This is a genomic window from Arthrobacter sp. 49Tsu3.1M3, assembly GCF_900168135.1.
In the GTDB taxonomy this organism is placed as follows: domain Bacteria; phylum Actinomycetota; class Actinomycetes; order Actinomycetales; family Micrococcaceae; genus Arthrobacter.
This window is the reverse complement of record NZ_FUZD01000002.1, coordinates 148973-162809: the sequence shown is the minus strand read 5'-3', so window position 1 is coordinate 162809 and position 13837 is coordinate 148973. Positions and strand designations below refer to the sequence as shown.

Annotated in this window: 14 protein-coding genes; 4 read left to right on the top strand and 10 right to left on the bottom strand. The window is 70.7% G+C overall.

The features are described from left to right. Positions 1-19 precede the first annotated feature (19 nt). Positions 20-1126, bottom strand: a complete 1107-nt coding sequence (locus tag B5X90_RS03660; protein ID WP_079550140.1) for a winged helix DNA-binding domain-containing protein — start codon at positions 1124-1126, stop codon at positions 20-22. A gap of 89 nt (positions 1127-1215) precedes the next feature. Between B5X90_RS03660 and B5X90_RS03655 the strand changes: the two genes are divergently transcribed. Further along, positions 1216-1782, top strand: a complete 567-nt coding sequence (locus tag B5X90_RS03655; RefSeq protein WP_256860039.1) for a hypothetical protein — start codon at positions 1216-1218, stop codon at positions 1780-1782. 91 nt (positions 1783-1873) lie between these two features. Here the strand turns inward: B5X90_RS03655 and B5X90_RS03650 are convergent, their stop codons facing one another. From B5X90_RS03650 to B5X90_RS03635, 4 genes are read right to left on the bottom strand one after another with little or no spacing between them, the layout of a single operon-like run. Further along, entirely contained in the window at positions 1874-2941 is a 1068-nt protein-coding gene (locus tag B5X90_RS03650) for a UDP-N-acetylmuramate dehydrogenase (protein WP_079550138.1), read from the bottom strand. 56 nt (positions 2942-2997) lie between these two features. After that, positions 2998-4308, bottom strand: coding sequence for an MFS transporter (locus tag B5X90_RS03645; RefSeq protein WP_079550507.1), 1311 nt, complete (start codon positions 4306-4308; stop codon positions 2998-3000). A gap of 29 nt (positions 4309-4337) precedes the next feature. Further along, positions 4338-4790, bottom strand: coding sequence for a MaoC family dehydratase (locus B5X90_RS03640; protein ID WP_079550137.1), 453 nt, complete (start codon positions 4788-4790; stop codon positions 4338-4340). A 2-nt stretch (positions 4791-4792) separates the two neighbouring features. Further along, positions 4793-5263, bottom strand: a complete 471-nt coding sequence (locus B5X90_RS03635) for an FAS1-like dehydratase domain-containing protein (protein ID WP_079550136.1) — start codon at positions 5261-5263, stop codon at positions 4793-4795. A gap of 195 nt (positions 5264-5458) precedes the next feature. On the opposite strand from B5X90_RS03635, the gene B5X90_RS03630 reads away from it, so the two are divergent. Both B5X90_RS03630 and B5X90_RS03625 read left to right on the top strand, forming a co-directional pair. Beyond that, complete coding sequence (locus B5X90_RS03630) at positions 5459-5872, top strand: ArsR/SmtB family transcription factor (RefSeq protein WP_079550135.1); 414 nt, start codon at positions 5459-5461, stop codon at positions 5870-5872. Then, a complete protein-coding gene (locus B5X90_RS03625) occupies positions 5869-7566 on the top strand; it encodes a SulP family inorganic anion transporter (protein ID WP_079550134.1) in 1698 nt (565 codons plus the stop codon). The genes B5X90_RS03630 and B5X90_RS03625 overlap by 4 nt, the downstream gene beginning before the upstream one ends. Here B5X90_RS03625 and B5X90_RS03620 read toward each other — a convergent pair. The 5 genes from B5X90_RS03620 to B5X90_RS03600 form a co-directional block, all read right to left on the bottom strand. After that, positions 7556-7780 carry a DUF3188 domain-containing protein gene (locus tag B5X90_RS03620; protein ID WP_079550133.1) on the bottom strand — a complete coding sequence of 75 codons (225 nt, stop codon included), beginning with the start codon at positions 7778-7780 and terminating at the stop codon, positions 7556-7558. The genes B5X90_RS03625 and B5X90_RS03620 overlap by 11 nt on opposite strands. Before the next feature lie 80 nt (positions 7781-7860). Beyond that, on the bottom strand, positions 7861-8805 hold the full coding sequence (locus B5X90_RS03615) for a DUF2797 domain-containing protein (protein ID WP_179129039.1): 945 nt from the start codon (positions 8803-8805) through the stop codon (positions 7861-7863). Positions 8806-8830: 25 nt separating this feature from the next. Further along, entirely contained in the window at positions 8831-9694 is an 864-nt protein-coding gene (locus B5X90_RS03610) for an HpcH/HpaI aldolase/citrate lyase family protein (protein ID WP_028276509.1), read from the bottom strand. Between the two features lie 162 nt (positions 9695-9856). Further along, positions 9857-10852, bottom strand: a complete 996-nt coding sequence (locus tag B5X90_RS03605; protein ID WP_079550132.1) for an aldo/keto reductase — start codon at positions 10850-10852, stop codon at positions 9857-9859. Continuing rightward, positions 10849-12555, bottom strand: coding sequence for a glycoside hydrolase family 13 protein (locus B5X90_RS03600; RefSeq protein WP_079550131.1), 1707 nt, complete (start codon positions 12553-12555; stop codon positions 10849-10851). Before B5X90_RS03600 ends, B5X90_RS03605 begins: the two co-directional genes overlap by 4 nt. Positions 12556-12658: 103 nt before the next feature. Here B5X90_RS03600 and B5X90_RS03595 point away from each other — a divergent pair, with 103 nt between their 5' ends. Next, a complete protein-coding gene (locus tag B5X90_RS03595) occupies positions 12659-13837 on the top strand; it encodes an ROK family transcriptional regulator (RefSeq protein WP_079550130.1) in 1179 nt (392 codons plus the stop codon).

Sequence of the window (13837 nt, the reverse complement as noted above, 5' to 3'; positions counted from 1 at the left end):
GAGCCGTTCCGGCACCTGTTCAGGCGCCAAGGAATCTGCGGTATTTCGCGGCCTGCAGCCCAAAGGATTTTTGGGCGGCAGGCCGCAGCCCGTTAACGGCGTCGAAGGGCTCGGGCACGACGCCGGCGCCCCGGCCGCCCGGCGGCCCGGCCCAGGTGCCGATCACGCCGCCGCCGGCCACGATGGTCTTCTTGAACACGCCGTTGCCGCCGGGGACGATCTTGTCGGCGTGCTCCGGCGGCAGCACGACGGACCGGTCCGCGTAGCCGAGGAGGAATTCGTCGAACCCCGGCAGCGCCAGCACCGTGCGCTGGCCGGGGACGCCGTCGTCGAACAGCGCGGCTGTCTCTGGAGCGAGCCAGTAGCTGGTCCCCTCAAACTCCAGCTCCGCCAGCTGGTCCGATACCCGGGCCAGGGCCGCCCGGGTTTCGGTCAGCGGGATGCCGGCCCACCAGGCAAAATCACGTTCCGTGGCGGGACCGTGACTGCGAAAGTAGCGCAGCAGCCACTCGGCGATGCCGTCGGAACGGTCCACGGTCCGCGACTCGGTGATCCAGTCGCCGAAGGCCACGACCAGCTGCTGGTTGCCGGCCAGCGGACCCTGCACCAGCAACCCCCGCTGGCACAGGATCCCGAGCAGATGGATGCCGCGCTGGCCCGCCGTGGACTGGCCCGCCCGTTCGAAGGCCTGGAACAGCTCCGCCCGGCTGGCAGCTCCTCCGGAGACCAGCTGCAGGGCAGTTGCCGCGGCGGCGTCGACGTCCGCGGCAGTGATCTCGAGCTCCCGGTGGCGCCGGGCCAGGCCCTGGATCAGCCGATCGGAGGTGATGGCCAGCATCCACTTCAAGTCCTCGGGGGCCAACACGTGCAAGGTGCCGCGCATTGGCCAGGAACGGACGATCTCCGCCCGGTCCAGCGCCCCGCGGACGTCTTCGGCGCGGGAACCCGGCACACGCTGGCCGACGGCCCAGAGCACGGCCTGCAGGTCCTGGGCCTGCATCGCCGTCATGCCGCGGACGGCGTCCGGGACGGACTGAAACCCCGGTCCCAGCAGTCCCTGGGCGGCCAGCCGCAGCCTGCCGATGATTCCGGGGCTAAGCCGGCCGATGCCCGTCACTGCTGCCATGGAACCATGGTAAGTCGCGTCTGCTGCCTGTCGGGTTGTTGCCCGGCTGTTCCCAGCCGCCATCCAGCAGGCTTCCCTACCCTTGAACCATGACTATGAGTGAGGTGTGGCCGCTGCTGCGGCCCCTGTGCCGGAAGCTGGCCCTGCTGGGCTGGGCGGCCAGCGCCGCCGGCATGGCTGCCGGGCTCGCCGTCGCCATCGCCAGCGGTACCCGGCTCTCGCCCATGATGAGCACCCTGCAGCTGGTTGCCGCCTTGTCCATGGGGGTGTCCGTGGCCAGCTTCGTCACGGCCGCGGCGCTGCAGCCGCGGGCACGGTCTCAGGCGCGGTCTCGGGCACGGTCTCAGTCACGGTCTCAGTCACGGTCTCAGTCACGGGTGCAGGCGGCCGTGAAGCACGGCAGCATCGCCCCGCAGGGCCGGGAGCTCCAGCTCGACTATGGCGGCGAATTTCCGGCCACCGTACAGGCCTTCCTGCTCGGCTCCCTGGCGTTCCTCGCCGGCGCCGTGGCGTTTGCGTGCGCCGGACTGGTGCTGCAAAGCGGGCCCAGTGTCCAGTCCGTGGCGTTCTGCCAGGTCTTCCTGCTCGGTGCCGCGGCCTCCGGTTTCACCTTCATGCTTTTCAGCAAGGTGGCGCCCCGCCCCACGGAACCGTAGCCGGGGCGTTGGGGGCGCCCTGCCGGTGCTGCCCCGGACAAGCCCGGCAGCGGCCCTTTCCTGGGGCCCGCCCTTCCCTGGAAGTCGCCCCCTAGAGATGGACGCCGATCAGCAGCGGCTCGGGGTGCAGTTCAATGCCGAAGCGTTCGACGACGCCGTGGCGGACCTCCCGCGCGACGGCCAGCATGTCCGCCGCGCTCGCCCCTCCGCGGTTGGTGATGGCGAGGGTGTGCTTGGTGGACAGCGAGGCCCGGCCGCCCGAGACGCTGTCCGGGTCCAGGCCGAAGCCCTTGGCGAACCCGGCCTGGTCGATCAGCCACGCCGCCGAGAGCTTGGTCAGCCCGTCCGCGCCGGCGGGGTACCGCGGGGCCTCCTGCGGCAGCCGTGCCGCAACGTCCTCGGTCACGACCGGGTTCGTGAAAAAGGATCCCGTGGAATAGGTGTCACGGTCGTCCGCGTCCCAGACCATGCCCTTGGACGCCCGGAGCCGCAGCACCTCACGCCGGACGTCGGTGGAGTAGGCCCGCTGGCCCTGCTCGACGCCGAGCACCCGGGCGAGTTCGGCGTAGCGGACCGGGGCGCTCATCCGGCCGAGCGGGAGCTGGAATTCCACGGTGAGCACCACATAGCGCGGTGAGCCGTTGACGGTGGTCTGCTTCAGGATGGAGTCCCGGTAGCCGAACTTGAGTTCGGAATTCGTGAAGGTCTTCACCGCGTTGCGCTCCCGGTCCCAGGTGCGCACCACGGCGATCGTCTGGGAGACGTCGGCCCCGTAGGCGCCGACGTTCTGCACGGGGGTGGCGCCCGTGGCACCGGGGATCCCGGAGAGTGCTTCGACGCCGGACCAGGCATGCTTCACCGCGTGTGCAACGAAGGCGTCCCAGTTATGGCCGGCCTGGACCACCACCGCCACGCCGCCGCAGGAGTCCTCGGCGTCGACGGTGAACCCCTCCGAGGCGATCTTCAGCACCGTGCCGGGGAACCCGGCGTCGGAGACCAACAGGTTGGAGCCCCCGCCGATGATCAGCAGGGACTGGCCGGCGGCGTCCGCCGTGCGCACGGCGTCGATGATCGCGGCCTCGGTGCGGGCCTCGATGTAGCTGCCGGCGGGGCCGCCGACGGCGGAGGTGGTCAGGGCGGAGAGCTGGATCTGGGTCACCTGACCAGCCTAGCCGGGATCATCCGCACGCCTAAGCCGGTACTGGCCGCACCTGGCTAGCTGTGCTGTCCCGGCACGGGCGCGGGCGCGGGGAGTTTGCGGGCCACGGGCGAGAGCAGGAAACTGACGATCAGCATCACCACGACGGCCAGCAGAGAGTGGAGAATTCCGACGTGCTCGGCCAGCAGGCCCAGCAGCGGCGGCCCGCACAGGAATGCTCCGTAGCCGATTGTGGACACCACGGACACCCGCGCGGCGGCCTTGACGGGATCGTCGGCCGCGGCGGACATGCCGACCGGGAAGCCCAGGGACGCGCCGAGTCCCCAGATGGCCAGGGCCACGTAGGCCAGCCACGGTACCGGGGCGAAGACGAACAGGCCGAGGCCCAGAACCGCCAGCGCGGCGCACCAGCGCATCACCGGGACCCGGCCGAAGCGGTCAAGGACCAGGGTGCCGGCGAAGCGGCCGATGGTCATGAAGGTGACGAACAGCCCGTACCCGGCGGCTCCGGCGGCGTCGGTCTGGCCGTGGCCGTCGGCCAGCGCCAGCGCCACCCAGTCCCCCGCCGCTCCTTCGGCCAGGGCAAGCCCGAGGACCAGGACGCCCAGCAGCAGGGTGCGCCTGTCACGCCAGGCCTGGGCGATGAGGCGTTTGTTGTCCAGCGGCGGCTCCGGGACCGCGTCCGCCTGCCGGACGATCGGGATGGGGCCGGTGGAGGGATCCTCGAAGGTATCTGTCCCGGACGCCTTGAAGGGCTGCTCCGCCTCGAGGGGCGTGATGTCCGCCCGGAACCAGGCCGCCGCGGTGGTCACCGAGCCGGCCACCAGCAGTCCCACCACGGCCAGGTGCAGGAAGACGGGGATCCCGGCGCCGGCAGCCCAGGCGCCCAGCCCGGCGCCCGCCACTGTGCCCAGGCTGAAGGAACCGTGGAGCCGGGGCATGATGTGCCGCCGGACGGCGCGTTCCACCGCGGCCCCTTCGACATTGGACGCGGTGTTCCAGCTGGCGGTTCCCAGCCCGATGATGGCCAGTCCCGCGGCCACCGCCACCGGGCTGGCGAGCACCGAGGTGCCGAAGCCTGCCAGCGCCAGCCCGAATCCGACCATGATGCCGCCGATCCGGATGGTGCGCTTGGAGCCAAGGCGAAGGACAATCAGGCCCGAGGCGGACACGGACACGAAGGATCCCGCCGTCATGCAGAGCAGGAGCAGCCCGATTGTGCCCGGGGTCAGGTCCAGGCCGTCGCGGATGGCCGGCAGCCGGGACACCCACGTGGAAAAAGCTATTCCACTCGCGGCGTAGGCCACCACCACGGCGTTCCGCCAGTGCGTGATCTCGGCGGGCGGGACGAAGACTTCCTTGCTCACGGCAGCCAGATTCACAGCAGCGTCATGGGCTAGGCCACCCTGACGACGGCCTGGGCCTTGACGAGGACCTTCTGGGCGGCCGAGACGACCGTGAGGTCGACGCGGGCGGTGCCGGCGCCGGCGTCGAGGGCCCCGATGGCCCCGCTGACCTCGATCACGGCACCGGCCTCCGGCGTTCCCGTCGTGTCAGCGACGGGCACCGGCTTGGTGAAGCGGGTCTGGAAGTCGACGACGGCGGCGGGATCGCCGGCCCAGTCGGTCACGAGCTGGACGGCGGCGCCCATGGTGAACATGCCGTGGGCGATCACGCCCGGCAGGCCGACGCCGGTGGCGAAGGCCTCGTTCCAGTGGATCGGGTTGAAGTCACCGGATGCACCGGCGTACTTGACGAGGTCGGTGCGGGTGACGGTAATGCTGCGGCTGCCAATGTCCTGGCCGACCGTGAGTTCCGCGAACTTGGGAGCAAAAGATGCTGTGCTCATGGCTACTGTCCCTCTCCGCGGACCAGGATGGACGAGGTGGTGGTGGCGACCGGCTCCCGGACGCCGGCGGCGTCGCCGGGGGCAAGGGCGAAGATTTCCGAGCGGGTGGTGATCATGGCTCCGCCGCCCATGGCGCGGACGCCGTCGACGTGCAGTTCGGCGACCAGCCGGTCGCCCGCGACGATCGGGCGGTGGTGCGTGAACCGCTGGTCGGCGTGGACCACGCGGGAGAAGTCGATCCCGGATTCCGGATCCTCGATCAGCTGTGCGTCGGCGCGCTGCGCGACGATAATGGCGAAGGTCGGCGGCGCCACGAGGTCGCTGTGACCCAGCGCCTCGGCGGCGGCAACATCGAAGTGGGCGGGGTGGGTGGCCTTGACCGCGCGCGCGAACTCGCGGATCTTCTCGCGGCCGACGTCATACACCTCTGCGGCAGGGTAGCTGCGCCCCTGCAGGTCCGGATTGATAGTCATGGTTCCAGCCTATCGCCACGCCCGGGGCCGTCCGGCTTCGTGACAGGGTGCGCGCCGGGGACCGGACGGGCACTGACGGGTGCCCCGGAGGGTCTTGACCGGCGCGATATGATGAAAACATCAATCCATCAATCCGAATCGCCAGGACGCCGCCGGACCGCGCCGCGAACGGATGCGAGAAAGTGTTTCCCCGCCATGATCTCCGCCGCGCAGACCCCCCTATACGAAATCAAGGCCAACCTCTTCAAAGCCCTGGCGCACCCGGCCCGAATCCGGATCCTCGAGCTGCTGGCGGCGGCGCCGGACACTACGGCGCCGGTCAGTTACCTGCTCGCCGAGACGGGGCTGGAGCCCTCGCACCTGTCCCAGCATCTGGGCACGCTGCGCCGGCACGGTGTGGTGACGTCGGTCCGGACGGCGAATGTCGTGACCTACCGGCTGGCTCATCCCATGATCAAGGAGCTGCTCGCGATCGCCCGGGTCTTCCTGCTGGACACCCTGGCCGGTTCCAGCGAACAGCTCCGGATAGCGCAGGAGCTGCCGGCAGGCCACCTCGACCGCGCGGGCCCCGCCGACAGCACCGGCCCCCTCGACGGCACGGCACCGTGAGCGCGGCCCAGGCAGCAGACCCAGCGACGGCTTCTGGCACGGCCCGGGGACGCTTCGCCCGGTTTGTGCCGTCCCGCCGCGACTACGAGCTCTTGCGGTCTGCCTGGAAAACGGACCTGTTCGCCGGCATCACGGTGGGCATTGTGGCGCTCCCCCTGGCCCTGGCCTTCGGGGTCAGTTCCGGGGTCGGGGCGGAGGCCGGACTCATCACCGCGGTGGTGGCAGGACTCGTCGCCGCCGTCATGGGCGGATCCAACGTCCAGGTCTCCGGCCCGACCGGCGCCATGGTGGTGGTCCTGGCCCCGGTGGTCGCCGCACACGGCGTCGGCAGCATTGCCCTGGTCTCTGTACTGGCCGGGCTGCTGGTCATGATCCTGGGCGCCAGCGGGCTGGGCCGGGCCGTCGCGTTCATCCCATGGCCGGTCGTGGAGGGTTTCACGCTCGGCATCGCCGCCATCATCTTCCTCCAGCAGGTTCCGCTGGCCACGGGCACCGAGGGGACACCGGGCCACAACACCCTCCTGGCCGCCGTCGAGAGTGCGTCGCAGGCCACCATGCCGACCGTGCTGCAGACGCTCGCGGTGGTGGCGGGTGTCGCGGCCGTGATGTACCTGCTGCCCAGGCTGAATAAGTCCCTGCCCGCGAGCCTGATCGCGGTGCTGCTCACCACCGCGGCGACGGAGCTGCTGGCGCTGGACATACCCCGGATCGGCGCGCTTCCGCACTCCCTGCCGGCGCCCTCGATGCCTTCGGTCGATCCGGCCGCGCTGGGAGGCCTGCTGATGCCTGCCGTGTCCATCGCGACGCTCGCCGCCATCGAATCCCTGCTCTCGGCGCGGGTGGCCGCCGGCATGGTCGGCCCCGACGGCCGTCCGTCCGGCGCGTACAGCCCGGACCGGGAGCTCACCGGCCAGGGGCTGGCCTCGATCGCTGCCGGATTCTTCGGCGGCATGCCCGCCACGGGCGCCATCGCCCGGACCGCCGTGAACGTCCGTTCCGGGGCCAAGACCCGGCTCTCCGCGGTGGTGCACGCCCTCGTGCTGCTGGCCATCATCTACCTGGCGGCGGGGCTCGTCGGCAGGATCCCGTTGGCGGCGCTGGCCGGCATCCTCATGGTCACGGCCGTCCGCATGGTCTCGCGGCACACCGTGACGGCGATCCTGCGCTCCACCCGGGCCGACGCCGCGGTCTTCGTGATCACCGCCCTCATTACCGTCGCCTTCGACCTCATTGTGGCCATCCAGATCGGACTCGCCGCGGCCGCCGTGTTCACGCTGCGGACCTTCGCTTCCCTGAGCGGGGTCCGGCGGGAGGAAATCCCGGGTCCGCCGGTTCCGGGCGACGAGCACATCGCCATCTTCCGGCTGGACGGGGCCATGTTCTTCGGCGCAGCGGAGCGGGTCCTGCAGGAGATCAGCCAGGTCAGGGACATCCAGGTGGCCGTCATCCGGCTGTCCCAGCTGCGGATGCTGGACGCCACGGGCGCCCACATGCTCGTTGAGGTGGTCTCCGCGCTGGAGCTGCGCGGGGTCACGGTCCTGCTCAAGGGGGTCCAGCCGCAGCATCTCGAGCTCGTGACCAATGTGGGGGTCATCCGCTCACTGCGGCATCACAAGCATCTGTTCACATCCCTCGCGGACGCGGTGGAGCATGCCCGGAGCCATGTGGTGCGGAACGCGGCCGCTAGCGCTTGAGGTTCTTCCGGATCGCCTGGCCGCGGACCACAAGCCCGGCAATGTGCAGGATCAGGCCGAGCCCGATCACTGCCAGTGAGGCGAGGGCAAGGGGCTGGTTGCCGGTGCTGTTGCCCACCACGCTGAGGATGATGCCGAGGGCGATCAGGCCCATGGCGCCGAAGACGAGCACCTTGTAGGTGGTTGGCGCGGTGGCCCAGAATTCATTCAGCACCGTGCCAGTCTACCGGGGCGGGCGGACGACGCCGCGAGCCGCAAAATTCCTGGCGGCACTATCGCGGGGCAATTCCAGCGTCAGAACAGGGCTTCCTGCACGGCCGGGACGTCCGAGCCGTGGTCACCGAGTTCGACCACCCGGGCCTTGAGCTGGCCCAGGTTCACCACGAATTCCAGTCCGCTGCCATCCAGCGATGCGAGGGCAATGCTGCCGCTCAGCGCGTCGATGCGGAACCCGTGCGCTCCGGCCGCCAGGTCGTACGGATAGGCATGCCGGGCGGCCGGGGAGCACGCCCTCGCGGAGAGCTCCGGCCGGGCCCACCGCTCATCCACCACCACGAAGCCCTCCCCGCCGGCACCGGCGAGCAGGGTCCGGGCCTCCCCTGCCAGCCGTCCGTTCAGGGCATCGAGGTCGACGGCGGCTGCCGGGGCGAGCAGCGCGGCGGCCTTGGCGGCAGCGCGGACCTGCTGCGGCAGCCCGGCCTCGCGCGTGATCATGTCCTCGAGGAGGCGGACCACGCGGCCGTCCCCGGCACGGGCGACGTACCGGGCGACGACGGCGCCCTGCTCTGCGAGCCGGTTCCATTTGCGCAGGTGGGACGCGGTCCCTACCTTGCTGGCCCCGTTGGCGAAGGTGGCGACGTAGAGCCAGTGCGGCTGCATCAGGTAAGCGCGCAGGCCCGGCGGGACCCGGCCGCCGCGGTGGAAGTCATGGATCAGCCGGGAGTCGTCCAGCACGAAGCACCGCTCGCACTGGCTGCCCTTGGCGGCGGTTGCCCGGTCCGGACACAGCACGTGGTCCCGGTCCGCGGGCCCGTGCACCAGGTGGTGCCCGAGGCAGTGCCTGCCCGCGGCCGCGAGCCGGAAACCGAGGCGGGTGCCGGCGTCGAGCGTCAGTGCGGTCAGGGCGCCGCCAGGGTCCTGCAGGCGCATCGCCGGAGACCTGCCGCCGGATGCTGCGGCGGGCCCCGGCGCCGGACCATCCCAAAAGACCCCGTGCACCAGATAGCGGGTCTCGGTCACGGGGTCTCCTGCGGTGGCGTGGCGGCTACAGGGCCGGCTGCACGCCAAAGGCCACGGCGAGCTTCATGATCTTCTCGGCGCGGCCCAGGCGCGGCAGGTCGGAGCCGTCCCGGATGACGCGGCCGCTGGCCTCGAAGTCGGCCATGAAGTCCGTGGCCCAGGCGACGTCGGACGGCGTGGGGCTGATGACCTCATTGATGACCGGCGTCTGGTCGATCGCGAGGCAGAGCTTCCCGGTCATCCCCATCATCACCGTGATGCCGGTCTGTTCGCGCAGAATCGGGTGGTTGGTGCCGACGGTGGGGCCGTCGATGGGGCCTGGAAGGTTGCCGACGCGGCTGGCCACAACGAGCTTGGCGCGGGGGTAGGCCATGGCTTCGGCGGTGGCCGCCATGCCGGTGTCGCGGCGGAAGTCGCCCGAGCCGAAGGCCAGGCGGAAGGCGCCCTGGGCCTTGGCGATGTTGTTGGCTTCCTCGATGCCGACGGCGGACTCAACCAGGGGGATCACCGGGGTCTTGCCGTCCATCCGGTGGAAGCTCTCCGTGACCTGGTCGGCCGATTCGGTTTTGGCCAGCATGATGCCCAGCAGCCCGGGGGTACCGCGCAGGCCGGCGAGATCGTCGGCCCAGAACGGGCTGGTGGCGTCGTTGATCCGGACCCACGCGCTGCCGCCGGCGGTCAGCCAGTTCACGACGTTGGCGCGGGCGGCGTCCTTCTGCGAAGGGTCCACCGCGTCTTCGATGTCGAGGATGATGGCATCGGCCCGGGAGACGGCGGACTGGTCGAAGAGGTCGGTCTTCATCGCGTTAACCAGTAGCCAGGAGCGGGCGATGTCGGCCGGGATGTTGCGTTGGGGCCGAAGTGATTCGGCGGTGGTCGTAGAGGTCATGCATCTACGCTAGCCGCCCGGAGGCACTTGCCGCTAAGCGATCCGGCCCTCAGCGGCGACCATTACGACCAAAATCACATCGCTGCCCAGCTGGCCGGCGGCAGAACCGTCTTCAGGCTCACAACGGCCAGGCGGCCGGCCAGTTGGGTGGGGCGGGACTGGCTACGGGATGTTGCTTCCCCGGGCCGCAACCCAGAGCCCGTACCACTCGGCGCGCGTCATCGCCGCGGCGGCCTCGGCGGCGCCGGCGCAGGCGAGGATCCGGTCCGGGTTCGCGGTGCCGACCACGGGCGCAATGCCGGCAGGGTGCTTCATGAGCCAGCCGAGCACGATCGCCTCCCCCGTGGTCCCCTTCTCGGCGGCCAGGGCGGCCACGAGGGAGGTGGCGGCCTCCTCGGCCGGCGTCCGCGCGGCCGCCGGCGCCCCGGTGTAGAGGCCGCGGGCCAGCGACCCGTATGCCTGCAGCCGGATGCCGTTCCGGACGCAGTGCTCCACGGTGCCGTGCGGGAAGCTGTAGTCCGTGCCCTCGGCATGGTTGACCAGCACCGTGCTTTCCAGCCACGCCCGTTTCAGCAGGCTCATTTCGAGCTGGTTGCCCACGACTGGGACCTCGAGCCGGTCCTGCAGCATCTCGATCTGCGGGCCCGACATGTTGGACACGCCCACGGCCCGCACCTTGCCCTCGGCCATGAGCTGCCCGACGGCGGAGGCAACCTCCGCCGGATCCATTAGGGGATCCGGGCGGTGCAGCATGAGCACGTCGACGAAGTCCGTCCGGAGCCGGGCGAGGCTTTCGTTGACCCGCTCCAGGATGCCGTCCCGGCTGAGGTCGTAGTAGGCCTCCAGACCCTGCTCATTGAGCCGGATGCCGCACTTGGTCTGCAGCCGGATTTTCTCCCGCAGCCCGGGGGTGCCGGCCAGGACCTCGCCGAAGACGGCTTCGGCCTTGCCGCTGGTGTAGATGTCCGCGTGATCGAACAGTGTGATGCCCGCCTTGAGGGCGGCCTCGACGGCCGCGGCCGCCTCGTCCACGTGCGCCGACGAGTACGGCTCGGCCGACCAGTCGCCGCCCAGGCCCATGCAGCCGTAGACGAGTTCCTGGGGGAGGTTCCCGGCGCCGGCAGGCGTGCCGGGCGAAGCCTGCGGTGCGGGACTCACCGCAGCCAGACGGTGGTGTTGGCCGGCAGCTGTCCGCCATCCAGCGGGCCGCTGCTGACCAGCACCTCGCCGGCCGGCAGGTCAACCGGCGCGTCGCCGAAGTTGGTCACCGTCTGCCAGCCGCCGGGACGGCTGAAGCTCAGGACGTCGGCGTTGCCGGACTCCAGCCACTGCAGTTCCTCCGAGGTCTGCAGTTCGCGGCGCAGCTTCAGGGCCTTGCGGTAAAGCTCGAGGGTGGAGCCTTCCACGCCGTCCTGGGCTGCCACCGCGTACCGGCTGAACCAGGCCGGCTGCGGCAGGTGTGCCCCGCCGGCGCCAAAGCCGAACGAGGTGCCCTCCGGGGCCCAGGGCAGGGGCACGCGGCAGCCGTCGCGGCCGATCTCCACGCCCTTGTTCCGGAAGAAGGTGGGGTCCTGGCGCTCGGCGTCGGGGATCTCCGCGACTTCCTGCAGGCCCAGTTCCTCGCCCTGGTAGAGGTAGGCCGATCCCGGCAGGGCCAGCATCAGCAAGGTCGCGGCGCGGGCGCGGCGCAGGCCGAGTTCGACGTCGAGCTCCTCGACGGGGGCGCCGGCCAGCAGCCAGCCCTTGCCGTCCTGGCCCCGGGCGTGCTTGCCGCCGCCCTGGGGCAGGCCGTAGCGGGTGGCGTGGCGGACGACGTCGTGGTTGGAGAAAACCCAGGTGGAGGAGGCACCGGACTCGGTGGCCTCGGCGAGGTTCCGGGAGATGATTTCACGGAATTCGCCGGCGTCGAAGTCGGCCTGCAGGAGGTCGAAGTTGAACGCCTGGCCCAGGCCCTCCGGGCTGGCATAACGGGCGCGGCGGGTGGCGTGCACCCAGGCCTCGGCGACGGCGGTGCGCGGCGGGTTGTATTCGTTGAACACCTCGCGCCATTCGGCGTAGATCTCGTGGACTTCGTCGCGGTCCCAGAACGGGTGCGAGCCGTCCGGGAAGCCGTCCGTTCCGGTGTTGGCGGCGCTGAGCTCCACCTTGGAGATCAGCGGCTCGGTGAGGTCCTTGGTCAGCGCGTGGGCGACGTCGACGCGGAACCCGTCCACGCCGCGGTCGGACCAGAAGCGGAGCGTCTTGAGGAAGTCGTCGCGGATTTCCCGGTTGGCCCAGTTCAGGTCCGGCTGTTCCTTGGCGAAGATGTGCATGTACCACTGGCCGGGCGTGCCGTCGGGCTCGGTGATGCGCTCCCAGGCGGGGCCGCCGAAGACGGATTCCCAGTCCGACGGCGCGAGCTCGCCGTTGTCGCCGAGACCGTCGCGGAAGATGTAGCGCTCGCGGGCCGCGGAGCCGCGCGGGGAGGCCAGGGCCTCCCGGAACCACTCGTGCCGGTTCGAGGAGTGGTTGGGGACGATGTCGGCGATGAGCTTGATGCCGGCGGCGTGCAGCGCGGCGGACATCTCGTCGAAGTCCGCCAGGGTGCCGAGCTTGGGGTCCACGTCGCGGTAGTCGTCGACGTCGTAGCCTCCGTCGGCGAGGGCCGAGGGGTAGAACGGGGAGAGCCAGACGGCGTCGATCCCAAGTTCCTTCAGGTACGGGACCTTGGCGGTGATGCCCTTGATGTCGCCCAGGCCGTCACCATTGGAGTCCGAAAAGCTCCGCGGGTAGATCTGGTACACCGATGCCTGGCGCCACCAGTTGGGGTCGGCGGCGAGATCGGAACCGGACAGGGTTGCCAGCGTGGCGGTGTTGGTCAAAGGAGATTCCTTCGGGTCTGGGAGGGCTTCTGGTAATTTAGATACAAGCTAAATATATTGCCTGAACAATTATGGGTCCGGGGACAGGAGAGGTCAAGAAGTGATGCCGCACGCAGCCGCCGCCACCCCGCAGCTGTTGCGCCGCGTCAACGCCCAGGCCGTGCTGCGCCACATCCGCGGCGCCGATGTTGCCACCGGAACCGAGCTGATGGCCCTGACCGGGCTGACCCGGGCCTCGGTGATTGCTGTCTGCGAGGACCTGATCGGCCGGGGCTGGATCGTGGAGCAGGACCAGCCCGCAGACCCCGCCAGTCCGCGGAAGGGCCGGCCGGCCCGGCGTTTTGCCTTCAACCGGGAAGCTGGCTTCGTGCTGGGCCTGGACATTGGTGCCGCGACCACCACCGCCGCCGTGGCCGACCTCCGCGGCACGGTCATCGGCCGTTCCAGCGGGAGCTTCCGCGCGGCGGACATCCCCGCGCAGGAGCGGATCGGCGTCGTCGATCTCGCCTGCCGCGAGGCCCTGGAAGCCGCGGGAGCGGACCCGGGCAGGGTCCTGGCCGTCGGCGCCGGGATCGCAGCGCCGGTGGACCGCGAAGGCAACGTTCTGGTGACGCAGCGGTTTTGGAGCCTGTTCGACGTCGGGCTCCGGTCCGCGCTGAAGGAGCTGCACGGCTGGACCGTGCTCCTGGAGAACGACGCCAACCTGGCTGCGCTCGGTGAGCGCTGGCGCGGGTCCGGCGTGGGCGTGGATGATCTGGTGGTGCTCCTGGCCGGCGAACGCCTGGGCGCCGGCGTGATGGAATCCGGCCGTCTGCTCCACGGCCGCGGCGGGGCCGCCGGCGAGATGGGCTATCTGGACATGGTGGAGGGTGTTGGCTCCAGCGACGGCATCGCTGCCCTGGTGCGGCAGTGGTCGGCGGCCGGCGGCGGACCCTCCGCGGGCGGCCCTGCCAGTGCGCCGCGGGTCTTCGCGGACGCGGCCGCGGGAGACCCGGCGGCCCTGGCCATCCTGGACCGGATTTCGGAGCGCATGGCCCGGGTCATCGCCTCGATCGCGAGCCTGATCAACCCCGAGCAGGTGGTGATCGGCGGCGCCGTCGCCGAGTCCGCCGGGGCGCTCCTGCCGGGCATCACAGCGTTGCTTCCCCGCTTCACCGCGACTCCCCCGCGGGTGACGGTCTCACCCCTGGGCGACGCGATCGTCACGGCCGGCGCGGTCCGGCACGCCCTGGACTACGTCGAGGCGAATGCCCTGGAGCTGGCCCTCCCCGGCCCGGCCTGA